This window comes from Wolbachia endosymbiont (group B) of Chorthippus parallelus (assembly GCF_947251815.1).
GTDB lineage: Bacteria > Pseudomonadota > Alphaproteobacteria > Rickettsiales > Anaplasmataceae > Wolbachia.
In genome coordinates this window covers 1669601-1695329 of sequence record NZ_OX366390.1, presented here as the reverse complement: position 1 = coordinate 1695329, position 25729 = coordinate 1669601, and the positions used below count along the sequence as shown (strand labels likewise).

General features: G+C 34.1%; 24 protein-coding genes, 2 other RNA genes and 2 pseudogenes. 13 read left to right on the top strand and 15 right to left on the bottom strand.

The annotated features are described in order from the left end of the window. Positions 1-42: 42 nt before the first annotated feature. The 3 genes from OPS21_RS07670 (at position 43) to OPS21_RS07660 (ending at position 3212) form a co-directional block, all read left to right on the top strand. A complete protein-coding gene (locus OPS21_RS07670) occupies positions 43-1257 on the top strand; it encodes a hypothetical protein (RefSeq protein WP_265027640.1) in 1215 nt (404 codons plus the stop codon). 251 nt (positions 1258-1508) lie between these two features. Further along, on the top strand, positions 1509-1688 hold the full coding sequence (locus OPS21_RS07665) for a hypothetical protein (protein WP_264336488.1): 180 nt from the start codon (positions 1509-1511) through the stop codon (positions 1686-1688). 30 nt (positions 1689-1718) lie between these two features. Continuing rightward, positions 1719-3212 (top strand): hypothetical protein, encoded by a 1494-nt coding sequence (locus OPS21_RS07660; RefSeq protein WP_264336489.1) that lies wholly within the window; start codon positions 1719-1721, stop codon positions 3210-3212. A 270-nt stretch (positions 3213-3482) separates the two neighbouring features. Here OPS21_RS07660 and OPS21_RS07655 read toward each other — a convergent pair whose 3' ends face one another. Then, the gene (locus OPS21_RS07655; protein ID WP_264336490.1) at positions 3483-3785 is read right to left on the bottom strand and encodes a TrbC/VirB2 family protein; all 303 of its coding nucleotides are present in this window, start codon (positions 3783-3785) and stop codon (positions 3483-3485) included. A gap of 129 nt (positions 3786-3914) precedes the next feature. On the opposite strand from OPS21_RS07655, the gene OPS21_RS07650 reads away from it, so the two are divergent. From OPS21_RS07650 to carB, 3 genes are all read left to right on the top strand, one after another. Beyond that, positions 3915-4730 carry a YihY/virulence factor BrkB family protein gene (locus OPS21_RS07650; RefSeq protein ID WP_264336491.1) on the top strand — a complete coding sequence of 272 codons (816 nt, stop codon included), beginning with the start codon at positions 3915-3917 and terminating at the stop codon, positions 4728-4730. Then, complete coding sequence (locus OPS21_RS07645; protein ID WP_264336492.1) at positions 4717-5481, top strand: SDR family NAD(P)-dependent oxidoreductase; 765 nt, start codon at positions 4717-4719, stop codon at positions 5479-5481. The genes OPS21_RS07650 and OPS21_RS07645 overlap by 14 nt, the downstream gene beginning before the upstream one ends. A 116-nt stretch (positions 5482-5597) precedes the next feature. Further along, complete coding sequence (carB, locus tag OPS21_RS07640; protein WP_264336493.1) at positions 5598-8825, top strand: carbamoyl-phosphate synthase large subunit; 3228 nt, start codon at positions 5598-5600, stop codon at positions 8823-8825. Positions 8826-8917: 92 nt separating this feature from the next. Here the strand turns inward: carB and OPS21_RS07635 are convergent. Further along, a pseudogene (locus tag OPS21_RS07635) lies at positions 8918-9879 on the bottom strand (IS256 family transposase). Positions 9880-10049: 170 nt separating this feature from the next. On the opposite strand from OPS21_RS07635, the gene OPS21_RS07630 reads away from it, so the two are divergent. Then, positions 10050-11369, top strand: coding sequence for an IS4-like element ISWosp7 family transposase (locus OPS21_RS07630; protein WP_264336202.1), 1320 nt, complete (start codon positions 10050-10052; stop codon positions 11367-11369). A gap of 226 nt (positions 11370-11595) precedes the next feature. Here OPS21_RS07630 and recA read toward each other — a convergent pair whose 3' ends face one another. Next, on the bottom strand, positions 11596-12663 hold the full coding sequence (gene recA / locus OPS21_RS07625) for a recombinase RecA (protein ID WP_010407051.1): 1068 nt from the start codon (positions 12661-12663) through the stop codon (positions 11596-11598). Positions 12664-12777: 114 nt separating this feature from the next. Here recA and truA point away from each other — a divergent pair, with 114 nt between their 5' ends. After that, positions 12778-13515 carry a tRNA pseudouridine(38-40) synthase TruA gene (truA, locus tag OPS21_RS07620; protein WP_264336495.1) on the top strand — a complete coding sequence of 246 codons (738 nt, stop codon included), beginning with the start codon at positions 12778-12780 and terminating at the stop codon, positions 13513-13515. A 1-nt stretch (position 13516) separates the two neighbouring features. Here truA and dnaN read toward each other — a convergent pair whose 3' ends face one another. The 7 genes from dnaN to ffs all read right to left on the bottom strand — a co-directional run bounded on the left by dnaN (position 13517) and on the right by ffs (position 19515). After that, positions 13517-14668 carry a DNA polymerase III subunit beta gene (dnaN, locus tag OPS21_RS07615; protein WP_264336496.1) on the bottom strand — a complete coding sequence of 384 codons (1152 nt, stop codon included), beginning with the start codon at positions 14666-14668 and terminating at the stop codon, positions 13517-13519. Positions 14669-14779: 111 nt separating this feature from the next. Further along, complete coding sequence (locus OPS21_RS07610; protein ID WP_010407056.1) at positions 14780-15277, bottom strand: invasion associated locus B family protein; 498 nt, start codon at positions 15275-15277, stop codon at positions 14780-14782. Further along, positions 15270-16163 carry an RNA polymerase factor sigma-32 gene (locus tag OPS21_RS07605; protein WP_264336497.1) on the bottom strand — a complete coding sequence of 298 codons (894 nt, stop codon included), beginning with the start codon at positions 16161-16163 and terminating at the stop codon, positions 15270-15272. Before OPS21_RS07605 ends, OPS21_RS07610 begins: the two co-directional genes overlap by 8 nt. Positions 16164-16466: 303 nt before the next feature. Beyond that, on the bottom strand, positions 16467-17144 hold the full coding sequence (locus OPS21_RS07600; protein ID WP_265027639.1) for a P44/Msp2 family outer membrane protein: 678 nt from the start codon (positions 17142-17144) through the stop codon (positions 16467-16469). Positions 17145-17480: 336 nt separating this feature from the next. Further along, the gene (locus OPS21_RS07595; protein ID WP_006013488.1) at positions 17481-17795 is read right to left on the bottom strand and encodes a YbaB/EbfC family nucleoid-associated protein; all 315 of its coding nucleotides are present in this window, start codon (positions 17793-17795) and stop codon (positions 17481-17483) included. Positions 17796-17816: 21 nt separating this feature from the next. Next, positions 17817-19400: a DNA polymerase III subunit gamma/tau gene (dnaX, locus tag OPS21_RS07590; RefSeq protein WP_264336499.1), complete on the bottom strand. Its 1584-nt coding sequence runs from the start codon at positions 19398-19400 to the stop codon at positions 17817-17819. A gap of 16 nt (positions 19401-19416) precedes the next feature. Beyond that, positions 19417-19515, bottom strand: an RNA gene (gene ffs / locus OPS21_RS07585) — signal recognition particle sRNA small type. A 109-nt stretch (positions 19516-19624) separates the two neighbouring features. Here ffs and OPS21_RS08125 point away from each other — a divergent pair. After that, a pseudogene (locus tag OPS21_RS08125) lies at positions 19625-19747 on the top strand (WPE palindromic element domain-containing protein); the annotation flags it as partial. Positions 19748-19950: 203 nt separating this feature from the next. Continuing rightward, entirely contained in the window at positions 19951-20604 is a 654-nt protein-coding gene (locus OPS21_RS07575; RefSeq protein WP_006013494.1) for a glutathione S-transferase family protein, read from the top strand. On the opposite strand, the gene OPS21_RS07570 is transcribed toward OPS21_RS07575, so the two are convergent. Beyond that, positions 20576-21253, bottom strand: a complete 678-nt coding sequence (locus OPS21_RS07570) for an O-methyltransferase (protein WP_264336500.1) — start codon at positions 21251-21253, stop codon at positions 20576-20578. The genes OPS21_RS07575 and OPS21_RS07570 overlap by 29 nt on opposite strands. A 252-nt stretch (positions 21254-21505) precedes the next feature. Between OPS21_RS07570 and OPS21_RS07565 the strand changes: the two genes are divergently transcribed. Beyond that, entirely contained in the window at positions 21506-21784 is a 279-nt protein-coding gene (locus tag OPS21_RS07565) for a DUF2671 domain-containing protein (protein ID WP_007302334.1), read from the top strand. A gap of 28 nt (positions 21785-21812) precedes the next feature. Here OPS21_RS07565 and OPS21_RS07560 read toward each other — a convergent pair whose 3' ends face one another. The 3 genes from OPS21_RS07560 to ssrS all read right to left on the bottom strand — a co-directional run bounded on the left by OPS21_RS07560 (position 21813) and on the right by ssrS (position 23199). Continuing rightward, positions 21813-22505, bottom strand: coding sequence for a thioredoxin domain-containing protein (locus OPS21_RS07560; RefSeq protein ID WP_010403910.1), 693 nt, complete (start codon positions 22503-22505; stop codon positions 21813-21815). Positions 22506-22558: 53 nt separating this feature from the next. Then, positions 22559-23020: a type II toxin-antitoxin system RatA family toxin gene (locus tag OPS21_RS07555; RefSeq protein WP_006013504.1), complete on the bottom strand. Its 462-nt coding sequence runs from the start codon at positions 23018-23020 to the stop codon at positions 22559-22561. A gap of 17 nt (positions 23021-23037) precedes the next feature. Then, positions 23038-23199: non-coding RNA, 6S RNA (ssrS, locus tag OPS21_RS07550), on the bottom strand. A gap of 117 nt (positions 23200-23316) precedes the next feature. On the opposite strand from ssrS, the gene OPS21_RS07545 reads away from it, so the two are divergent. Beyond that, entirely contained in the window at positions 23317-23901 is a 585-nt protein-coding gene (locus tag OPS21_RS07545) for an MlaC/ttg2D family ABC transporter substrate-binding protein (protein ID WP_264336501.1), read from the top strand. Then, positions 23898-25208 carry a bifunctional folylpolyglutamate synthase/dihydrofolate synthase gene (locus OPS21_RS07540; RefSeq protein ID WP_264336502.1) on the top strand — a complete coding sequence of 437 codons (1311 nt, stop codon included), beginning with the start codon at positions 23898-23900 and terminating at the stop codon, positions 25206-25208. Before OPS21_RS07545 ends, OPS21_RS07540 begins: the two co-directional genes overlap by 4 nt. 5 nt (positions 25209-25213) lie before the next feature. On the opposite strand, the gene OPS21_RS07535 is transcribed toward OPS21_RS07540, so the two are convergent. Further along, positions 25214-25456, bottom strand: a complete 243-nt coding sequence (locus OPS21_RS07535) for a Rax2 family protein (protein ID WP_265027638.1) — start codon at positions 25454-25456, stop codon at positions 25214-25216. Positions 25457-25729 lie beyond the last annotated feature (273 nt).

Below are 25729 nucleotides of genomic sequence, written 5' to 3'. Positions count from 1 at the left end.
ATTGTAAGATTGAGTTATTGTGTTTTATAGACTTAAGATAAAATGGTAAAAAGCTTTCTAAACAATTATAGAAACAGTAATTCAATTAATGGAGAAAAACCAATGGAAAATTTTTTAATCAATAACAACGAAGAGGACGGTAGCTCAATCTTCATTAATCGAATCAGGGAGCAAGATCTCTCTGCAGAGCAGAAGCTCAATGAATTAAAAGGATTCATGGAGGAGCTTGCTAGGAAAGCTGAGCTCAAGAGAATAGAGCTTGAGCGTCAGGCTGCGAGTTGCATTGATGAAACATTATCTCAAGTAGAGCTACAGATAAAAGACGATGAGGATTACTTTACTGATAATAATCAAGGGGTATTCGCAAATTTCTTTGAATCCCTCTTTAATCTTTTTGAAGTAAATGTAGATCCGAAAGTCTACAAAATGCTCAAGGAGAAGAAAGAGAAAAATCTGCTTCTTTCGATAATTAAGTTTTTGTGTGATAAGCTTAAGGAATTAGTTAAAAAGATCTTCAAAAAAGATTTAAGTTGGGATAAAAGGCTAGACAAAGAGATAAAAGAATTGCAGGAGAAATTACTCAGTGGTGGGTTATCTCCGGAAGAGGAAATAGCAATACTCGAACGTTTGCAAGAGTTGCAAAATTTAAAATTGAAGCTGCAAACTTTTCTCGTGGGCTCAGTCATTGCAATGTTTGCAGAAATTTTTGCAGTTGATTTAGCAGCAGTAGTAGAGCAAGATGTCACTGAAGAAAAAAGAGATAAAAAAGCAGAAAAAACAGAATTAAAAGAAGTTCGTCAAGAAATAGAAACAAAAGTGAATGAAGTTGCGCCAGTTCACCTCTTTAATTTTTCATCTCAAGTTCCAATGCCAATCACTCTGAATAAGCAAGAACGTGCTATTTTACCAAAGCCTATAGAAAAATTAGTAGACACTCTACCTAAACCTGTTATAAGTGACAAAGATAGTGAAGTACAAAAACTGGAGAAAATGAATAAAGAAAAGAAAGAAGCAAAAGAAGAGAAAACTGAAAAACCAAAATTAGCTGTCTGTCCACCTGCTCCACAGCAAAAGCAACACAGGAGAGTTAGGCGCTTTAAATGCAATGCAAGTAGATCAAGTAAAGAAGGCTATAACTGCAATAGTGATCAGCGAAAAGCTACTAAGTCTAATGCTACTGTGGAATTACCAAGAGGATTAACTGATGATGTGAGAGTTGAAAATCATGCTTCTTCAGTCAAAGAGAGAGGTGTGTAAAGGTTCTCTCTCTTTTTGTCATTCCAGACTGGTTTTTATCTGGATTCCAGCATCAAGTGCTGGAATGACACCGTCTTGGATGGAAGCCAGTACCAACGATGCGCCATATTACAATGTTCGTATAGTTGTATGCTTGACACTGGGGTCCAGGAGTATAAAAATGGTGAATAAAATTTATGTAAAAAAACTACTTGTGCTAATAATTGATTCTTAATATAATCATTACATAATATTTTAATTCGGAGGTTGATATGCATAGTAACAATGGTTCAGGCAAAAGAGTATCTGATAATACTGCTCCAGGAGGAGGAAAGATTAATCTGAGAAATTTGAGGGGTGAAAATGTTACAATAGATGATTTTAGAGACAGGATTAAACGTGAAGAGGAAAAAAAGAAAAATCAATCTAGTGGTCAAGGTAGTAGCAAGTAATTATGTTAATTTAATTTAGGGGGTGGCGTTATGCCTAATAAAAGTGAAATAAATCGAGAATTAGTAAGAGCGTTTAATGTTATTCTTAATTGTCATGAGATTATTGCTACTAATCTGGTCGTAGAAGAAGGTTCTTACAAGGATCATATAGTTATCTCATTTGATGAAAACATGGATAAAGAGCAATGCATGGACTATATGAGTAAGTTGAAAGAAAGTATAGTAAATATGTATTATGGAGAATATGAAATAGATGAGAGATATGATGTGGCTGGATTGTCTTTTGATATGAATTCTTTTCCTTTTAAATGTGATAAAAAGCTTCTAAAAAAAGATAAAGAAAAATATAAATTTTCAATACCAATAGATAATAAGGTGGTTTTTAATTTAAAATGTTTGCTAGCTAATGATTGTGTATATAGTAGAAAGAACTATTTAATAGAAAAAGATCCAGATTCTATGGACAAGCATTGGGGGGAGGAATTAGAAGTTAAGGATAGAACAAATTACCTATATGCTATAAGTTTTGATTCCAATAGTAGAGAATTACAAGACTATTTTAAAGATTTATTGTTATCAAAGATAGGAGAGTATAGGGAGTCTCCTGAGGAAGCTTTAGAAATCAAGGGTAATGAGATATATATAAAGTCAAACGTTTTTGATGAGATTGAGTTCATTAACAATATTGTAAGAAACACCTCAATGAGTGAGTATCGTGCTTTTGAAGTTTCAAATAGTGATGATCCACTTTCTGTAGACAGAAAATTTTCGCTAGTTGATTTATTTTACAAAGCAGGCACGTCAATTAATACTATAATGCGTGTCCCTTGCTCTGATAAAAGACGCCCTGACTATCTGAGCAAAGGAGAAAAGTCGATTTTAATCCCTGTTTTTAAGTATAGTAATGATTATCTTATACTTTTAAAAAGAGAAGAGGCTGATCATCTTAATAAGATATTTGGCATGGATGTATTAAGTAATATGGAAGATTATATTGACGAGAGTGTGCTATCAAAGCTAGAGCTTAGTGGTGAAGGAATATATGCAATAGATTGTGCTAATCCAGACATTGCTTACTGTGTGATGGATAAGATCATAGAGAGCTCTTTAATCAGCGAATATAAAGTTAAAGATAAAGATACAGGTAAAGATAAAGTTAAATATAAGCTATCCATTGATCCTGCGCGTGTGCCAGCTATGAAACCACAAACTCTTGAAGAAAAAGTAGGGACGGATGGACCAACTGTAGATAGTGGTTTTGGTGGTTCACCTAAGAATTCAGTTATAGGTAAATCACATACTCGAAACTCAAGCAAATTCCTTAGTCCCGACTACTGTGGTGAAGATAAAGGTGGGGATGATGCTTCGAATAAAGATAGTGGCCTTGGCACTTCTTCAGCACGATCTTCTTTTAATGATAAGCCCAAACCAATACTTGACCAACCGTCTGTATTACAATCTGAACAGTGTTCTACAAAAAAGCGTACATCAGTTGGTAAAAACACAAGTTGCTGTATTTTATAGATAAAGAAAATTAGACTATTTGAGGACTAATTGTGAATGAAAGTTTATGTATCCGTTTAGATGTATGTGAGACCAGTGCTTTCTTTCTTGTCATTAAAGTAGCTTCGTCATTCCAGTGCGTGACACTGGGATGACAACATCATAAAGGAATCAATGTCAGTTACTGAAATGACAGAAAAGGAGCTACTCAAATAACACCCCTAATGGCAAAAATTGCTCTTAAATCACAAATTCGTGCAATGATGGTGCTCCTTAAAGAAGCACCATTTGCTAATGTTTTTCTGAAATTTTAGTGCCTATAGTTGGACATGCATCGTTTCCTGTTATTGCTTTCACAACTGCAGGAGCACCAAAAAACACAGCAGTAAATGCACCAAGTGCAAAAAGTGCTGGCCACGGCATTCTGCCAAATATTGCAAGCAATGCTGCACCTATTATCACTATCGTGATCATTGGTCCACCCAAACTGTGAGTATAGCTCACTATTTTACATATCACTTCTGATGTTTCATCAGCATGTACATCAAACGCAAAGGAAAGAATTAAAGCTACAAGTAGAAGAAAGTTTTTCATTATGCCTCCGTATTTAACGCTGGATTATCTATCATTTTGATTAAATTTAAGTAAATGGTGAGGATTTTTTTGCTTAAAGGTATGCTTTATTTCATTTAGAATACTTTTCTTAGTTTATTTATATTACAAGTGCTACAGAAATTTTATAGTATCGTTTATTGCCTTTATCGTGCTTTAATTGACACAATTTATAATGATGGAGTGGAGCACGCAGGGTATCTATCATTTTTAATCCTGTTATCAATATTTCCTTTTCTTATTGTTTTAATAGCCATGGCATCAACGTTCGCAAATTTCTTAGATCAATACAATGTCGGCTGGGCATTTATTATTGATAACATGCCACAGGATATTTTATCATCTTTGATGCCACGTATTAGGGAGATAATATCAGGCCCTCCGCAAAGTTTATTAACCTTGGCAATTGTAGGCGCTGTTTGGACTGCCTCATCGACAATTGAAGGATTTAGAACAATACTCAATAAGGCCTATAAAGTTCCAGTTTCATCGCCTTATATATGGAGAAGGGTGCTCAGTATATTACAATTTTTAGTAATTACGCTTGTTACAACTCTGACTATAGTGTTTTTTACATTAGTGCCAATATTAATTGATTTTTCTTACCAGGGGCTAAGTTATACTAGATATTTACTTATTGAGTTTGTGCTTTTTACTATAGTATCTTGGCTATATTTTACATTGCCAGACATAAAACAAAACTTATCAGACGTATTTCCCGGATCTTGTGTGGCTGTTATTCTTTGGACGATCTCTGCTTCAGTTTTCAAGCAATACTTAAAAACTTCCTTTGACCAACTGAATTTGATATATGGAAGTTTAGGTGGTGTGGTAGTATCGTTACTATTTTTTTATGTGCTAAGTTTGATTTTTATATATGGAGCAAAATTTAATTTTCAGCTAAAATATTTCAATGGATCTTGCTAAGGAGAAAGAAATGGGTGACTTAGAAGGTAAAATAGCTTTAATTACCGGAGCTTCAGGTGGAATAGGCTCTGCTGTTGCAAAAAGATTTGTAAAAGAAGGTGCATGTGTGATTCTGATTTCCAGATCTCTTGATAATCTCAAGCCATTGTATAACGAAATTGAAGAGCTGAAAGAAGGCTCTGTGAAACTAATTCAGCTTGATCTTTTGGATTTTGAGAGCGTAAAAGTACTGCCAAACATGATAGAAAGCCTGAAATTATCAGAATCTGGAACACTTGATATACTGATTGCATGCACTGAAATTTTAGGTAAGTTGAGCTCTGTTCATGATTGTGAGCTTGAAGATCTACAGAACGTAATGAATACAAATTTTACTGCCAGTTGGTACTTGCTAAAAAATTTGGGTCCAATACTAAAAAAGTCTAATGCTGGAAGAGCGATATTCATGACCTCAGAGATAACACTTTCTCCTTCCTCTTATCCATATTGGGTACCATATGCTGCAAGTAAGGCTGCACTAGAAGCAATGGTGAAGATATATGCATCTGAGACAAAACATACGAACTTATGCATAAATGCCGTGTATTCGGAAGGGCCTATCGATAGTGAAATGTATAAGCAAGCATTTTCGGGAAAAGATATATCTGAATTGGTGCCACCTGATAAACTGACAGACAAATTTGTAGAACTTGCTTCTGAAGATTGTAGCATATCAGGACAAATCTTACCACTTAGCAAATCTCCCGAGTAAATTACCATAGTATCTGCAAAGATACCGTTAAGCCTAAAGGTAGTTAGGTTTAATAAAAATTCACATATACAGGAAAGATTGGTAACATTATTTGAGTCGAGACTATTATTGTAATTATGCCAAAACGCACAGATATAGAATCTATATTAGTAATAGGAGCAGGCCCAATAGTTATAGGTCAGGCATGCGAGTTTGATTATTCTGGAACGCAAAGCTGTAAAGTATTAAAAAGTGAAGGTTATAAAGTCATTTTAGTTAACTCCAACCCCGCAACTATAATGACAGATCCTGAATTCTCTGATGCAACTTATATTGAGCCGGTGCTACCTGAAATCATAGAGAAAATTATAATTAAGGAGAGGCCAGACGCAATATTACCAACAATGGGAGGGCAAACAGCACTTAATTGTGCAATAAAACTTGCAGATGATGGAGTGTTAGACAAATACAACGTAGAATTAATAGGAGTAAATAGAGAAGCAATAAAAAAAGCGGAAGATAGAGAATTATTTCGCCAATCCATGGATAAAATAGGTCTAAAATACCCCAAAAGTATCATTATAAAAAATCAAGAACAAATAAAAAAGGCTTTGGATTACATTGGATTACCAGCAATCATCCGTTCATCATTCACTCTTGGTGGCGCAGGTAGCGGCATAGCATACAATAAAGAGGAGTTTTTCAATATTGCAGAAAGTGCTCTCAAAATTTCACCAATAAATGAAGTTCAGATAGATGAATCAATTATGGGCTGGAAGGAATATGAAATGGAAGTTATCCGTGACTGCAAGGATAACTGTATAATAGTGTGTTCAATAGAAAATGTTGATCCAATGGGAGTGCACACCGGAGATAGTATCACAGTTGCTCCTGCTTTGACTCTGCGTGATGCTGAATATCAACAAATGAGAAATGCATCTATAGCAGTGCTGAGGGAAATTGATGTTAGCGCCGGTGGTGCAAATGTGCAGTTTGCAGTGAATCCTAAAGAAGATGGAAGCCTCGTTGTGATTGAAATGAATCCAAGGGTTTCTCGCTCTTCTGCACTTGCTTCAAAAGCAACAGGTTATCCTATTGCAAAAGTTGTAACTAAACTTGCTATCGGCTATTCACTCGATGAGATACGTAATGATTGCGCTCCAGTTATACCTGCTGCATTTGAACCAGCGATTGATTACATCGTCACTAAAATTCCTCGATTTGAGTTTGAGAAATTTAAGGGGACGAATTGTGAACTATCAACTTCCATGAAATCAGTGGGGGAAGTAATGTCGATCGGCCGCACTTTTAATGAGTCACTGCAGAAAGCTTTTCGTTCACTTGAAACTGATCTTACAGGACTTGATGAAGTATTTCCTGAAAATACTGATATTGATCACATCAGATCTCAATTAGCAAAATTGCTGCCAAACAGATTACTGATTGCTGCTGACGCAATGCGCCACGGAATTAGCATAGAAGAAATAAATTCGATTACAGGATATGACTTATGGTTTTTGCAGAATATACAGCAAATTATATTAGCTGAACAAAAAATCAAGGAAAATGGCCTTCCTGGAACTGCATATGAAATGTTAGAGCTGAAAAAAATGGGATTTTCAGATGCAAGGTTGGCAAAGTTAAGCAATAAGAAAGTAGAGCAAATTGAAGCAATAAGGAAAAGGTTTGGTACTAAACAAGTTTATAAACGTGTAGACACCTGTGCAGCTGAATTTGAATCGAGCACTGCTTATATGTATGGCTGCTATGAGGGTGATGTTGAAAATAAAACGGAATGTGAGGCGAATATTTCGGATCGAAAAAAAGTTGTCATTTTAGGAAGTGGTCCAAACCGCATTGGTCAGGGTATTGAGTTTGATTATGCATGCGTACATGCAGCTTCTGCCGCCAAAGAAATGGGATATGAAACAATAATGATTAACTGTAATCCAGAAACCGTCTCAACTGACTACGATACCGCTGATCGTTTATATTTCGCCCCACTGATTGCAGAGGATGTGCTTGAAATACTAAGCAAAGAGCAAGAAAATGGCACACTGGTTGGTGTAATAGTTCAAATCGGCGGGCAAACGCCTTTAAAGTTAGCCAAAGTGCTTAACGAGAAAGGTTTCAAAATTCTGGGAACTTCGTTTGATTCTATTGACCTTGCAGAAGATCGCATGAGATTTAAAAATCTTGCTTTGCAACTTAATTTAAAACAACCTGAAAATTCTATCTGCCATTCAGTAGAAGAAGCGTTAACCAACGCAGAAAAGGTGGGGTTTCCACTAGTAGTCAGGCCATCATATGTCCTCGGCGGTCAGTCTATGTCGATTAGACACGATACTCAGAGCTTTAAAGAGTATGTCTTGAATCAAACCAAAATTTTTGAACACGGATCGCTGCTTCTTGATAAATTTTTAGTCAATGCAGTTGAGGTTGACGTTGATGCTGTATGTGATGGGAAAAAAGTTTTCATTGCAGCGGTCATGGAGCACATTGAAGAAGCTGGTATCCACTCTGGCGATTCAACATGCTCAATACCGACAAATACATTGAGTGACGAAGTAATAAAAGAGATCGAGCTCCAAACTGAAAGAATAGCATTAGCATTAAAAGTGAAAGGTCTGATAAACATTCAGTTTGCTGTTCAAGAGAGTGATGTATACATACTTGAAGTGAATTTAAGGGCTAGCCGTACAGTTCCTTTCATTTCCAAGGTAATCAACATTCCTGTTGCAAAGCTTGCCACTCAGGTTATTTTGGGTAAAAATTTGAATCAGGAAAACAAGCCTTTCAATCATTTTGCAGTTAAAGCTGCTGTTTTTCCATTTACCCGCTTTGCAGGAGTTGATACTTTACTTGGTCCTGAAATGAAATCAACAGGAGAAGTGATGGGAATTGACTTATCTTTCGAAGCTGCACTTGCAAAAGTGCACATGGCTGCAGGATACAAGTTACCAACAGAAGGAGCAGCTCTGGTTTCAGTAAAAGATGATGATAAAGAGTGTATATTGCCTGTTGCACGAATGTTGAAAGAACTGAGTTTTGAAATATATGCCACCAAAGGCACAGCTTCGTATCTGAACAATAACGGCATTGCTGCAAAAGCTGTAAATAAAGTGAGAGAAGGCAGACCCCACATAGTTGATATGCTCAAAGATGGAAAAATAAATCTAGTGATCAATACCTCAAAAGGTGTAAAGTCAGTCTCAGACAGCAAAGATATTCGCAGAACTGCTATTTTGCAAAATATAGCTTATAGCACCACAGCTTCTGGAAGTAAAGCGTTAGCGCTTGCAATTCAATATGTAAAGAATAGCAAATTGGAAGTGAAATCATTACAGCAGATACAAAACGTTTAAATATCAAGACTATAATAAATTATTACTTATTTCAAAATGAGGATCTTGTAAGCTAAGGGATAATGTTCAAAAAACTGCGTCAAAGCGAATTTTTAGTTCAACTCAATTTTCAATCTGTGGAGAAAGAAAATGTTGAGCTGAGATATAGTTAATATGTACAGCACTTTTCCTCCACCTTCCTTATAGCACAATATACCAACTTGTACAAGCTGGTAAATGAACCTTTGGTTTTAGTAAATGTCTCCTCGATAGGATTAGTGGAGCCGCCTAACTGGCCCGAAATACTTAAAATAAATTTTCCCAATTGTTTTGCCACGATTTTATGACCAAAGGATATTTTTCGCTCCATCAGCTCGAGTAAATAATTTTCAGCAATTTCTCTGCTTGAAGCCTGATATACTTTCTTCAGATCACTTATGAAAGTTTTTGCTGCTTCAGTAAATTTCTTATCTGATGTACTATACATTTCTGCTTTAGCTATTTATAGCAGCAGGAAAACTTTTTAATACAAGCTATTAGAATATCCTCTACTCCTCTTTCTTTTAGCTCATTTAATACCCCCAACCAGAACTTCTCTTTCAGCCAAATAAAAACCCAATACATCCTTTTTGCCTTCTTGATCTATACCCAATATGTTATACATGCACTTACTTACACAACAACCGTCTTCTTTCACCTTAAAAAATCATGAATACTATCGGATATATTGATTGTAGTGGACGACTACACCATTCATTGATTATAGGTAGTAATTTATCTGTAATTCCAGATATCTCTGCTGCAGATATTTTTTGCCTCAAGTTCAGTTGTTTACCTTTTTTTTCACTATCTGTGGTTCGCTCTCTATCTCTTGGTGTCAAAAGTTCAAATATTTGTCCTCAAAGTTTTTTCCGTTTCTTCTCTTCTCTTTCAGTGGGTAAATGGTACCTTCCAGACTCGCTTCCAGTAGCCTTGTTACCATCTCTCCCCATCAATGGTCCCGTATAGATGATAGAATATTTGTTTCTAATTCTTTATAGTCTACCAATCCAGTAGTTCCATTTACTTGACTCATGTCAAATCTCCATTTTTTGTTTCTATTTTATTTTTACTTCTCGCTTTGACACACTTTTTTAAACCATACGCGTCAAGTTAAGGAACTGTGGTAATAAACTTAGTGTAAGGAAGAGAAAAAGAAGATATAAGTTCTCTTAAATTTAACAAAGAAAACGGAGAACTTATACAATGAAAAGAATAGTTTGCATCTCAAAAAAGCTCAAAGAATTTTTTAATGAAAAAGCAGATAAAATCTCAGCTACAACAGGGTTCATAAAAAGAAAGAGGAAGCTAAAAGGCTCGTCGTTCATAAAAGCCATCGTTTTGGGTAATATAGGGGTTGATAATTGTAGTATAGAGACAGTGTGTCAATTATTGAATGAAGACTCGATAAATATAACAAAACAAGGTCTGGACTTTAGATTTACCAAGGAAGCAGTGGAATTCATGAAAAGAATGTATAATGAATCTTTAACGTTACTTAAAAATACCTTACAAGTTGATTGCAGAATCTTGAAGCACTTTGGAGGTGTTAAATTATTAGACAGCAGCTATATTAGCTTACCTAACAGTATGGAAGACATGTATAAAGGTTATGGTACCAGCTACAGTGGTTATGAAAGCAATACTAAGTCTGGAATAAAGTTACAATTAGTTTTTGACTACCTAAATCAGACATTAGACCAGCTTAATATAACTGAAGGAATAAGGTCAGATCAGGGTTATAGAAGCCATTTAAGCAATATATCGAACAACGATTTACTAATATCTGATTTGGGTTATTTTGTGCCAAGTTCTTTTAAACAAATCAATGAAATAGGAGCTTATTTCATAAGTCGTTATAAATCCGATACTAACATATATGATATAGAGACAGGTCAAAAAATAGATTTACTAGAACATTTGGGAGATCGATCTTTTCTAGAACAGGAGGTATTGTTAGGAAAAGAGACAAGGGTTAAAGTAAGAATTATATTTAAAAAACTAACTGAAGAACAAGCTATGGCTAGAAGAAGAAAGGCTAATAGGTTAGCAAGATCACATGGATACACATCTTCTCAAAGGAACCAAAAGTTACTAAATTGGTCGATATTTATAACTAATGTTCCAAAAAGTAAGATTAATGCTGAGCAAATACTAGTAGTTTACCGAATAAGATGGCAAATTGAATTATTGTTCAAATTATATAAGAGTAATATAAGGCTTGATAAGCTGAGAGGAAAGCCATACAGAGTATTATGTGAGCTATATGCCAAATTGTGTGCAATTCTTATATTTCATGGAATAGTGGGTTGCACAGAACTGAAAAAAAATACGGAGCTTAGCTTAACAAAGGCATTTATTGAGCTAAAAAGACGGGTTAGAGAGTTATTTTTAGCACTAAATAATAAAATTAAAGGCTTAAATATTTTTCTCAAAAAGCTTACCATAACTTGGTCGCAATTTTCATTAAAAGACAAGTACAGAAAAACTAGGGTATCCACCTTAACTTCTCTAAATTTGCTTTAACTTGACGCGTATGCTTTTTTAAACGTTCCCCATCATTTGTTTAAATGGTATGATAAAAAACAATAATTTTTATCTTAATGTTTAAGACGGTAGATGCCAGTGTCTAGGCACTGGCATGACACCCATTTCTTTCTATTCAAATAGCCTCTTTAGTATCATCTACTTTCATGACACCATTTGTTCCTATGTTTTTGTCTATCTTATTTTGCTATTCTGCTGCTCTAGATTAGAATACTGATTCTTCTAGAAGTTGTTCACGCTCCTCTTCTATTGCAATAGAGTTATCGTGATTTTTAAATAAATCTCTGATTTTTGTTTCTATTTCATTTGCAATTTCTTTGTTTGCCTTGAGGTAACTTTTTACATTTTCTCTTCCTTGGCCAAGACGCGTATTGTTATATGAATAATAAGCACCTGCCTTTTCAAGCACACCAAGCTTTGCTCCTATATCTATTATTTCTCCAAATTTTGATATGCCTTCATTGTACATTATATCGAATTTTGCTTCTCTAAATGGAGGAGCAACTTTATTTTTTACAACTTTAACTCTCGTTTCATTACCCGTAATATTCTCCTTATCCTTTATCGCACCAACTTTTCTTATATCAAGTCTTATAGAAGTATAGAATTTTAACGCATTCCCACCAGTGGTAGTTTCAGGATTTCCATATACTACTCCTATTTTCATACGAATTTGGTTAATAAATATCAATATACAGTTTGCTTTTGAAACTGCAGAGGTGAGCTTTCGTAGCCCATGACTTAGAAGTCTTGCTTGTAGTCCCATGTGCTGGTCGCCCATATCTCCTTCAATTTCAGCTCTTGGAGTTAGTGCTGCAACAGAGTCAATAACTATTACATCAACTGCACCAGAACATACTAAATACTCAACAATATGCAACGCTTGTTCTCCAGTGTCTGGTTGTGAAATCACTAAATCATCGGTGTTTACTCCAAGTTTACGAGCATATATAACATCCAGTGCGTGCTCCGCATCGATAAATGCACATAAACCTCCTTTTTTCTGTGCTTCAGCAATTACATGCAAAGCAAGGGTAGTTTTACCAGAACTCTCAGGGCCAAATATCTCAATTATACGTCCTTTTGGCAATCCCCCAACACCCAGAGCTGAATCAAGTGCAATCGACCCTGTAGATATCGTGTCTATTTTTTCTACAGGGTTTTGCTTTAGCTTCATTATTGCACCTTTACCGAATGCTTTTTCAATTTGACTTATTGCATTATCTAGTGCTTTTTGCTTATCATTATTTCTTTCTTCTGGATTATGTGCCATGGATCATTTATTAACTTGTATAGTCTCCATGGTAATTGAACGCAACCAATCTGCCAAGGGTTTTTTAATAACGAAGAACGTTAGTTACCTAAAATTAGATAGATAGACTTTGTAGTGCGATACAAAATAACGATAGAATACAATGGTAGTGGTTTCTCTGGCTGGCAAAAGCAACAACACTCTGCTAACTCAATTCAGGAAACCATAGAAAACGCTATATTTAATTTCAGTGGCGAGAGAGTCTCTTTGCATTGTGGTGGCAGAACTGACACAGGGGTTCATGCTTTAGGGCAAGTTGCTCATTTCAATATGGAAAGGCAATTTGAGCTTTACAGAATAAGAAATGGAATAAACTATCACTTAAAAGCGATTCCTATAGTTGTGCTTAGTGCAGAAGCCGTAGATGATGCATTTCATGCGCGATTTTCAGCAAAAAAAAGATATTATGAATATAGAATAATTAATCGCTACGCTCCTGCAGCTCTGGAAATCGGTTATGTGTGGCAAGTATTTAACCCACTTGACGTAAACATCATGCGTGAAGCTGCTAGACACCTGCTTGGAAAACATAATCTTTCAAGCTTCCGCTCAAAAGATTGTCAAGCTACAAATCCGGTCAGAACAATCGATGATATTGATATAGTACAAAATGGAAGTCACATATACATCAAAATATCTGCGATTTCCTTTTTGCATAACCAAGTGAGGATTATTGTTGGCACTTTAGTTGAATTTGGAAAAAATAGAACTAATCCACAAGAAATGTTAAATATATTAAGTCAATGCAAAAGAAACGCCGCTGGGGTCACTGCGCCGCCTCACGGCTTATACTTAGTAAAGATAGATTACTAGCTTAAGTCCTCATTGGCATCACTATGTATAGTGCACTTGGATCATCTTCATCAGTGATAATTGTAGCGCTATTACCATCTGATAGGCTGACCTTACATTTGTTTTTTATACAAGATAAAGCATCAAGCAAATAACGAGAATTAAATCCTACTTCCATAAGAGCTCCATCGTAATCCACCTCTATAGACTCAGTCGCATCACTGCACTCTTGGGAATTTGAATGTAGAGTTAATAAATTCTCTTGCAATGAAAATTTAATTGATTTTATTTTATCGGACACAACAACGGAAACTCGGTCTATAACACTAGCAAGTTTGCTACTCTCAACAATCATTTGTTTATCTTGAGACGTTGGAATGACAGCTTTGTAATCTGGAAAAGTCCCATCTATCAATTTTGATATTAGAATATACTCACCACATGTAAATTTGATTTTTCTATCTGAAAGTTTTATATTTATCTCATTACAATCACCCAATACTTTCAACAGTTCCATGATAGTTTTACGTGGAATGATCACCCCAAATTCTCCGTTGATATCTTCAGGTTTAGGCCTTTTTATACATGATAAACGGTGGCCATCAGTTGCAACGCAGTACAGAAATTGCTCATCTGTATGCAGATATATCCCGTTTAAATTATACCTTGTATCATCCAGCGACACAGCAAACTTCGTTTTAGTCAACAAGTCTACCAAATCTGCACTTAGTAGAGTGAAATCGTATTGATGATCACCTTCTTCAAGAACAGGGAAGTTATTTGAAACTACGTTCGGTAAAGAAAAATTTGCATTTCCACAGGATATCAATAATTTTCCTTGATTATTCATTTCGAAATTGACATCAAAATTAGTTGGCAATTTTTTCACTATGTCATGTAAAGTATGTGCTGAGATTTTCACTTCTCCTTCTGCTGATACATTTGCAGTAAGTGAGGCAAATATTGAAATGTCAAGATCAGTAGCCTTCAATTTTATGCTACCATATTGTGCTTTGATATTTATACACGCTAAAACATCTATCGCGTTGCGCCTTTCAACCACTCCACTTACCCTGGATAGCGTATTTAAAAGGCTTGCACGACTTACACTAAAACGCATTTGTTCACACACAGAACTTTGTTCTTTGATTCCTATATCTACAATTTTTGACATATTAATTCTCAAAAATATATTTTAAATGATATTCATATTCTATGTAAAGTGATATCCATATTTTTGTCTGAGAGACAAAACAGCCTATCTTATACTTTAGTGATCAATAATTTACTTTGTATGGCATAAGTCATGCATTTTTTGGTACGCTTTTTGAAAGCCAAGCAAGGAATAAGTATCATCAACATTTGCTGTTTTTACTTTTCCATTAACTACCATTGATAATCCCTGCTTCATTTTTAGAATCAAATCTTGGTCCATTTTTGTATCATCTGTCCACGCAAGACTTCCCTGTATTATTGGCAATTGATATTTAATTTTTTTATCGATATTGAGAACTACAGGCTCATTATTATACTGAAAGCCAGAAGTGACGCTCACCTCATCTGCTTTTTTATCAACGTAACTGACCATTACATACGGCTTGCGGTCAGCTGTATAATGTTCACTTTTTTTCTTAGGATGAGATACAATGTAACACACTTTTTCACCATCTTCCAATGCAGTGTACACAAGCCAATCTTTATATTTTTCCTTCAGTTGTACGTTACTAACCGATGCAAGAGTACCTATTGAAAAAAGTATTAGAAATACAAAAAGACTACGCATGTAAACCAAGTTTCAAACTCTCTGATTTTACATGTTGTTTTACCTTACTCATTGCTTGCTTAGCCAATTGTCTTATTCTTTCTCTTGAAACACAATATTTTTTGCTAAGCTCATCCAAAGTCTGAGTACTTTCAGATAAATATCTGCTAATGAAAATGTCTCTTGATCTTTCATTAAGACTTGCCAGCGCATTGCTTAAAATTGTTTCTTTTAATGCCTTTTCTTCATGATTCTGGTAAGCTACTTCTTGACTAACTAAATTACACGGAATCATATCTTGTAACTCCTTTTTAGAGTCATCACCTATTTTTATACAATTATTTAACGACTGATCCTTACAAGCCAGACGATAGCTCATCTGTACAACATCTTCTTCAGATACAGAAAGCTCATTTGATATTGCTTTTATTTCTTCTTTACTCAAAGTTTCTCTGTTTGTGTATTGTAAAATTCTTTTTTTTATTTTACGTAAACTAAAAAACAATCTCTTTTGTGCTTGCGTTGTACCTATTTTTACAAGTGACCAAGATTTTAATATAAAGTCTTTCATTGAAGCTTCAATCCACCATACTGCATAAGTTGAAAAACGAAACCCTAAATCGGGATTAAACTTTTTCACTGCATGCATTAAACCCATATTTCCTTCCATGACTAGGTCCATCAACAATAGCCCGTAATTCTTAAATTTCATTGCAATTTTTACTACCAAATTCAAATGGCTAGTAATCAACCTGTGAGCAGAAGAAATATCCTGGTATTCTTGCCAATTTTTTGCTAATCGCACTTCCTCTTCTTGGGAAAGCATAGGAAATTTTCGCACTTCAGCAATATATTGCATGAGATTAGTGCTACTATTAACAGATAAATTCGCTACTGGGGTCAACATAATAACTTAAATTAAAACTCCATGTATATAATATATTGATTTTTAGTGAAAAATTCAAGCTTTAATTAAAAAAAGCATAACTTTATATCTAATTAAGATCTTAGCAACATTAAACTTCAACAAGAACTACCTGAATGTAGAATTAAAATTACTAATGTGTAATGATAGGCTATATAATTTAAAATAAACAGTGTGTTATTCCAGTGTTTAAACACTGGAATTCACATTTCTTTTTTCTAGATCCCAGTGTCATGCTACTTGAATGACAAGAAAAACCCACTGGGATAATAAGACAAAGATAGATTAGAAATTAAACGCTACTCCAGCTTCTGCACCAACAGTGCTGTAAAGAACATTTTTGATACCAGTATCACCCTTAGCTGCCTTATCAAAACCAGCACCATAAGAACCGAAGTAACGAGCTCCAGCAAAGAGTTTGATTTCTGGGGTTACATCATAACTAACACCAGCTTTTGCTTGATAAGCAAAACCAAATCCTTTTTGATCTTTAACTGCATCAGCTTTTGAAGGATTGCTGATATATGCTGCACCAACACCAACACCAACGTATGGAGTGATAGGCATATCTTCAATCGCTATATCGTAATAAACGTTAACCAATCCTGAAAATGCTGTTACACTATCTGCAGCCTTGTCATCAGATACTACATCTGCATCTTTACTCAATTGTGAGTAAAGTCCTTCAACATCAACCCTGATATCATCCATTTTATAACCAAATGCACCACCTCCAGCTAGAAAAGATGCTTTTAAGGGACTATTGTTGTCCTTACCTGATTTATATGTAACACCATCAATCTTTGTTTTAAAAGGTAAAACTTCACCGTTGTATTGTAAACGAACGTAGTAGCTAGTTTCTTCATCACTTATTGGACCAATAGGATCTGATGAAAAAGCAGAGTTTGATAGGCTTAGCAACGTCACTAAAGCAGCTGCCGAAAAAAACTTTTTATAATGCATAATTGCCCTCGTTAAAAAAATTAAAATTCCACTTTAGCAGTCTAAATAATAACTAAAGTTAAGTCAAGTGCTAACTTAATAACACAAAACCTTCTGTATCTTAACTAACTTTTAGGAAAATACAAAGATTTTATTAATTAATAAATAGAGTTACTCTACTTTTTTTACTCTTGATCTTCTGACACCTATTTCACTAATGTCTTTTTATCTTCTGATCTGCATTCATCATTGTGAATTGCTGCATATTCATGCAGTAATATGAATGTACTTCATGGAAGTACTAGTATAAAAGGAAAACACTTAGTTACTGCATTAAGGCAAACTTCAGTAGTAAATTTAAAAAGGAAGTTTAAATCCAGGTGGTAACCCCATCATACCTGCAAGATCAGAGGTTGCATTTGCCATATCTTCTTCTGCTTTTTTAATGGCATCATTAAACGCTGCTGTCACTAAATCTTCTACTATGTCTTTTTCTTCATTTCTCATAAGCTCTAAGTCTATGTTTACCTTTTTAGCTTTATAGCCACCTATTTTTATAACTTCCACTAATACAGAAACTTTGCCACCACCAGAAATACCTTGAAACTCTTTTCCAATATATTTTTCTTGGGCTTCCGCAAGCTTTTTTTGCATTTCTTGTGCTTGCTTCATTATTTGACTGAAATCCACAACCTACTCCTTATTTTCTATATTAACTACCTTTGCACCTTTAAACGTATTTAATATATCCTTAACTACAGGTGCATAATTTAAATTACTCACTTCCCTATTCATATAACTCGTATCAACTATAATAACCCACTCCTGATTAGTGGCTTGATTTAAGTAACTTTTCAAGTCATTACAAAAATTACTGTTCAAGTTAGATACAGCTTTTAATTTTAAATACCCAAATTTACAATCTATTAATTTTAGATTACTACACAGTTGTTTGTAAAGATAAATTTGGTTACTCCGCCTTAATAGTTGCAAAATCTTATCAAAATCGTAATTTTGTTGTTTATTTTTCACATGGATCCCAGTGTCACGCACTGGGATGACAGAGTGGGGTTTTTCCACATATTTTTTTGGATCCGAGTAGTCAGCTACTTGGATGACAGGGGGGGAAGGTGCAACAGGTCTGCCCTGTCTATTTCCTTGCTCTACATTCTGTGAAAGAATTTTTTTGATCACCTGTTCCGGAGAAGGCAAATCAGAAAGATAACAAAGGCTAATTAATATCATTTCAGCGGCAATTTCATTGCATGTTGAAACCTTTATATCTTGAATACCCTTAAGCAGCACCTTCCACAATCTCGAAAAAAATATTAAAGACTTTTTTGTACTCAAATCTTTTACTCTGCTCTTCTCATATTCTGTATCAATCTCTTTTGTAATTAAAAAACGGCATATTAACTGGATTGTTTGCAGTAGATCTTCAAAAATATTGAGCGGATTTGCTGTTTTTACCACATTGTCGAATACTAACAAAGCCTTCTGTAAATCACTATCTAATACTGCTTCCAGTAGATCAAATATAACGTTTCTATCTACTAGACCAAGTATGTCTTTAACACTTTGAGTGGATATTGTACCATCTTTGCTATATAGCACTGCTTGATTCATCAAAAATAAAGCGTTACGCATTGAATGATTGCAGTGGTGAGCAATTAATTCCGACGCTTCTTTTTCAATAAAATAATTTTCTTTTTGTGCAATATCATTTAAACGCTCCATTATCTTAGCTGAAGGAATGTTATGTAAGTCAAACCTTTGACAACGTGCAATAATAGTTATTGGTATCTTTTTTATTTCTGTAGTTGCCAGAATAAACTTTACGCTAGATGGTGGTTCTTCTAGAGTTTTAAGTAATGCATTAAATGCATTACTGGATAACATGTGTACTTCATCTATAATGTAAACTTTAAATTTAGAACTTATTGGTAAATAGCAAATATCTCCCAAGATCGCTCTAACATCCTCAACACTAGTGTGACTTGCCGCATCGATTTCAACTACATCTGGATGGCTTGAATTTTTTATTGCCAGACAACTTGTACATGATCCACAAGGTTCAAAAGTTGGCCCCAATGAGCAGTTCAAACATAAAGCTATTATTCTTGCAGTGGTGGTTTTACCAATTCCACTGCTACCAGAAAGCAGTATAGATTGTGGAATTTTGTTGAGAGTAAAAGCATTTTCTAGTATACGCACCAATATATCTTGACCTACTAAATCTTTAAAGCTACTAGGACGATATTTTAATGCTATGTTCATAGCCTAGAATAAAACAAATAGTACAAATAGGTATGCAACCCAAAAAGATTCTGATATGGTTGCTTCATTTCTAACCTGACCAAGTTACAGAATTTTTGCCTGCATACCTTATAAAAGGTTATACTTTTTTTTTTTTTTAGCAAGGTATATTCTATATTAGTCTTATAATTTATATGTTAGACCTTTTGCAACATTACTTTGGAGTAAACAGCTGTTACCTAAAATACTCTTCTTCTGTCATCCCAGTGCCCAGACACTGGGATCCAGAAAACTTAATTTTAAATGAATACATTAGGCTGTTGTATAATAAGAACTGGATTCCAGTGTCAATCACTGAAATGACACCCTTCCGGTGGGGATTGCTCTCAAACTACAATGTTCGTACAGTTGTACTGGGATCCAAGTATAAAAATATTTGGAAATTACACAATGGACAATGGATTCTAGGAATATATGTTAAAAGTAATGTCCATAATGAAATAAGCTGGATTCCAATGTCACGTACTGGAATGACAACATATAGGTATTGGAATAACAAAAGAGGAATATTATGATTTTATATCATTTTCCTCTTTGTCCGTTTTCACGAAAAGTTAGAGCTCTTCTCAAGGAAAAAAAGCTGAGTTGTGATTTGGTATATGAAAATCCATGGGAAAAGCGGAATGAATTCATGGAGATCAATCCAATCGGACAAGTACCAGTATTAATAGATAATAACTTTGTAATAGCGGATAGTAATGCCATTTGTGAATATATAGAAGAGACTTACAATAGTGACGTCAAATTACTTGGTTCATCAACTATTATTAAGTCTAAAATACGCGCTTTAATCAATTGGTTCGATAGCAAATTTTACAATGAAGTTACTAAGTATATTATGAATGAAAAAGTAATTACTAACCGCAGCCCTGACTCTAGATTTCTTCATGCAGCTCAGCATAACCTGCCTTGCCATATGGAATACATCGAACACTTAATTAACAAGAACGTTTGGCTTGCAACCGATAAGTTCACTTTAGCCGATATTACTTTAGCATCACATATTTCTATAATAGACTACGTAAATAGTTTCCCATGGGAAAAAAGTAAGATTTTAAAAGAATGGTACTCCATTGTTAAATCAAGGCCTTGTTTTCGCGAAATATTATTAGAGAGAGTTTTTGGCTTAACTCCCCCTAGACATTACGCTGACCTTGATTTTTAACTTGCGTTAGTTTTAAAGCTACAGTCATTCCTTCGTCAGTAGGAATCAATATGGAGAAATATTTTTTTTCATCTGACAATCTATCATTAAACTCTCTCATAGCATGCCATGACTTTTCTGATACTTCTTTTGGAGGAGATTCTAAAAATACTGTATCAAATAATAGAGTGTTATCTGCAACGATTAGCCCATCTTGTTTAATGTATGACTCTGCCCAATCTAAATACTTAGGATAACTACTTTTATCAGCATCGATGAATATCATGTCAAATGGTGCCTTTGCTGATAATTCATTAATTTTTTCCAGTGCATCACCTTCTATTAGAGTAATTTTATCACTTAGATTAAAAGCACTAAAATTTTTTTTTGCTATTCTTGAGTGTTGAAGATTATTTTCTATTGTATATATATGACCATCTTTCGGTAAAGCTTTTACCATACAAATTGACGAATAACCATATAACGTGCCAATTTCAACTATGCTTTTAACTTTATGGATTTTGATAAATAAATTTAATAATTTTCCTTCTTCAGGAGTGATTTGAATACGTTGTTTCTTATCAAGAGTACAATGTTCTTCTATTTTTTTATACTTTTTTGCAAATAAGCTTCTTATGTACAACGATTTTCTGCTAAAGTTATGACGCATTAAGTTTTATAATATAAACTAAGGAGGTTTAATCTATATAAGATTTATAAATATAACAATAGGGTTAAGAATAATAAAATTTTTTATTTTAAGTTGTTATTTTATAAAGTAAAATTTTAAGTGACAAAGATTATTATATATTTTACTATAGTTAACTAGTATAATAACCAATTGTTATACTAGAATTAAGGGATCGTTTATTTACATCTCTCTTATAAAATGTAATTTTTATAATCAATTAGAGGGGGTTATATGTCTTATAACATTGCTAACGAAGTTGAAACGTTAAGCAAGAAGTCTAATAATAATGAAGGAGTGAAATTACTGCACAATCCAGCTTATCGCGAGAAGTACAAAGAACGCTTTAACGAAGCTCAGAAAAAAGTTATGGATATGGTCCAATTTTATGATGGAACGATAGTATTAATAGAGAATAAAATTGCTATGTATTATTATGCTTGGCACAGTAAAAAAAGAGAGTTTGAGCGTAAAAAGCAACAAACAGTATCAAAAAATAATGATTCAGCATAGGGTTTTTATATGGTAAGCTACAGTGTTATTACTTCACTATAGCTTTTCCATATAACTCATCTATTACATTAGTGAAGTATTCCAGCTCTCTATACCCTTCATGTTTGATTTTACCATTCTCTACATATGATTTGTCATCGTTAAGCTTGATGATGAATACAGGAGTAGCTGTGATATCAAGTTTATTAATTGCAAGTGATTTATCATTTATAATTTTGTCCATCATCTTTTTATCATTAATGCATTGGTTAAATACATCTTGCTTCAAATTGCTTAGTGCAGCAATTTTTTGTAGTATAGTTAAATCACTAAAATTAGAGTAGTTCCACGAGTCTATTGCATTAAACACAGCTTTGTTAAAATTAAAATAGTCTTCTTCTTTTTCATAGCAATAACTTAGCATTGCAGCTTTTAATCCTCTGTAATCTAGAGGAAAATGACGGAATATGTATAACATCTTACCTGTATCTATGTACTTTTCTTTGATTTTAGGAAAAACTTTCTTATGAAAAAGAGAACAGTGATAACAAGTGAGCGAAGCATATTCTATCATTAAAATTGGTGCTTTTGGATCACCTAATAATTTATCATCAGGCAGTAGTGACAGTAGTTCTTTTGATGTTATTTCATCAGTTTTTTGAGTGTTGGGTAAGTTTTGTTCAATAGCTGCATAAGAACTAACACTTATAAAAATAAGTAAGAACAATAATCTAAAAATCATTACAATGGAAACACTTAACTTATTAAAGAATTTATGCATTTATATAAATAATGTCAAGATAACTTTTTCTCGGCAACACTTTCTACTCTGTCTTTAAATGCAGCAATTATTTTACTTTGTGTGTATTTATAAACTGAGTTTAATAAGGCGGAAAACAAATTGGATTTAAATTCAAACTTTATATAGAACTCTACCATAGTTTTACTTTCATCTATAGGAGTGAATTTCCATTCGTTGTATAAATGTTTAAATATTCCATTTGACGACACAGCTTTTATCCAACTTTTATTTGCTCCATTTGGAGAAAGAAAGGTCACTTCTGATGTGTAACTTCCTTTAATGCCATGAAAAGCTGCAAGGAGGTCCACAATCATTTGGCTATCAGTTTTTTCTTTTATATAAACAGCTTTGCACCAAGGAACAAAATCAGGATACTTCTCAACGTCAATTACAACTTGAAATATCTCATGAGATGAACAGAAAAAAACACCTTGTTCTTTATATTGGTGTAACATAAACCTAAATAATGGAAAAGGGATCCATATCTACCGTCAGTCTTAGTAGATTCCTGAGACCTAAAGTTAAGGTGGGCATCACGTACTAATTTCAATGAAATTAACAGAGGCAATTCCCTTGATCAGAAATTATCGCTCGGGAAATTTAACTTAACTCATAACGCATAGCACAGACCCCTAAATTAATTATAGATTATTTATATAGAGTATGTCTATAGATATATTAAAACTAGCGATCATTATTTTGCCTTTGTTAAATTTTGCATTTTAAGTATCATAGCTAATAAATATATCTTATGAATCTTATTAAGTTCTTAACCATTTTTATTGTAATCTCCTCAAGTGCTTACGCGAATTGTATAGGGCACAAAACTTTTGTGCTTGCCATGAAGCAGCAAGTAGACAACACGTCTATGAAAGGGAATAGAAAAAATCTAGAACATGTACAAGAAGAACTTCTGAAAATTATTCAGAATAATGTTGACCTCAAAGGAATATCTCGATTTGTCATAGGGAAATATTGGAATTTATCTACTCAGAAAGAAAAAGAAGAGTTTCTAAAAGAATATGAAGTATATCTCGCGCGCTTGTGCGCTAAAATTTTGTATAAATACATAAATAATAGTGAAATGATCATAATGAGTACAAAAGCAGTTGACGATGAAACTTGTCTGATAGGAACAAGATTTTCTTATGGTGATGAGGAATTTACAAATATTGACTTTAAAGTTACTAAAAGTGACAGTTCTTTCTTAATAAACGATGTTGTAATGAGTGGAATAAGTATTTCTATTAATCAACGTTCTCAATTTAGTGAAAAGATCGACACGAATGGCATGGCAAGTGTAATAGATGAATTAAAACGTAACAATAATTTATGATATACATGCCTCATTGGCCTAAGCCGATTGGCAGTAGGCCAAAGGATTTTTCTCTTGATCGCATAAAAAGTTTTCTAAATAAACTGGGTAATCCCGAGAAAAAAATACCGCCAATAATTCACATAGCTGGCACTAATGGCAAAGGATCAACACTATCCTTTATAAGATATATAATGCAAGCAGCAGGGTATAAAGTTCATACGTACACTTCTCCACATTTAGTGAATTTTAATGAGAGAATAGTTGTTGCAGGCAATGATATCGATGATAGTGAATTACATAACTCACTGGAAGAATGCCGTATAGCAGTCGCAGAACAACCCATCACTCTATTTGAAGCCGCAACGACTGCAGCCTTCTTAGCTTTTTCTCGTCATAAAGCTGATATTACTTTAGTTGAAGTGGGTCTGGGTGGAAGGCTTGATGCAACAAATGTTATAGATAATCCGATTCTAACGATCATCACTTCCATTGCACTTGACCATACAGAATATCTTGGTCCTACCGTAGAAACCATAGCAGGTGAAAAGGCTGGAATAATGAAACCTAATGTTCCTTGCGTAATATCACCACAAGAAAAATCTATAATGAACACGCTAGAACAACACGCAATAAACAAAAAATCTCCCTTATATAGAGGAGGATTTGAGTGGAATTGCGAAAAACAGAATAACAGAATGGTCTTTCAATCGGCTATTCAATCAATAGAATTTTCTTTGCCATCTTTAAAGGGTGAACACCAAATAATCAATGCAGGAAACGCCATTGCAGCATGTAGCATTTTGAGTGGAAAATATGGATTTGATATTGGAGAAGAGGACATTGCTTCAGGTTTACAAAGCACTTATTGGCCTGCGCGGCTAGAGTCTATAAAAGAAGGTAATTTAATTTCTTTATTACCACAAGATTGGCAATTATTTCTAGATGGTGCACACAACAATGATGGTGCCAGAGTGTTAGCTAAGTGGGTAAAAGACAATTTTGCTGAAGGTATCTATATGATCTTTGGTGTTACTCGTAACAGAAACGTCGCAGAGTTCTTAGAGCACTTAAAGCCATATATCAAACTACTATGCGCGATTTGTGTTAAATCTGAACCTAAAGCAACAAGTACAGATTTAATTAGAGAAGGAGCTCATAATATAGGAATCAATGCTATCGAATGTGAATCAATCAGAGATGCTATATCAAATCACATACTAAAAGCTTCTATACAAAACGTCAAAACCATACTAATCTGTGGCTCGCTATTTTTAGCCAGAGATTTGAGTATGGAGAATAGCTATCAATTAATCCAAGAACAATAAATGCACTACACAACTTGCTCTCTTCCATGAGCGTGAACACTATCGGGATTTACAATGCTGCTTGGCTTTTCGGTTAATGCTCCTATAGGTACATTTTGTTCATCACCTCTTCCTTCAGTTTTTACAAGATTTACAACTTTTCTCTCGTAGATCTCACTTGCTAATTGTAATAATAAAGTACAACCTAGTACTATAGCAAATCCAATGAGTACTTTACTGTCTACGCAACTAGATTGGTACTGTAACACCAAACCTGCTATTAATAAAATAGGAGGAAGATAATTTGAAATTTGGGAAGTAAGAATTAGATATTTAAATGCTTTACTTTTGAACATTTCATCTATATAAATAGTACCTTCAAAAATAAACGTTAGTGCGGTTGTGTGTCCCACGCTGGCTCTCTAAAATTACTTTAGCTACAAATATTAAGAAATTTACTAAGTAAAAAAAGACAAAAGAACCCCCGTATAGCGAGTTTTAATAATTTAAATTGATAATGTACTAACAAGCGCGATTTGGCT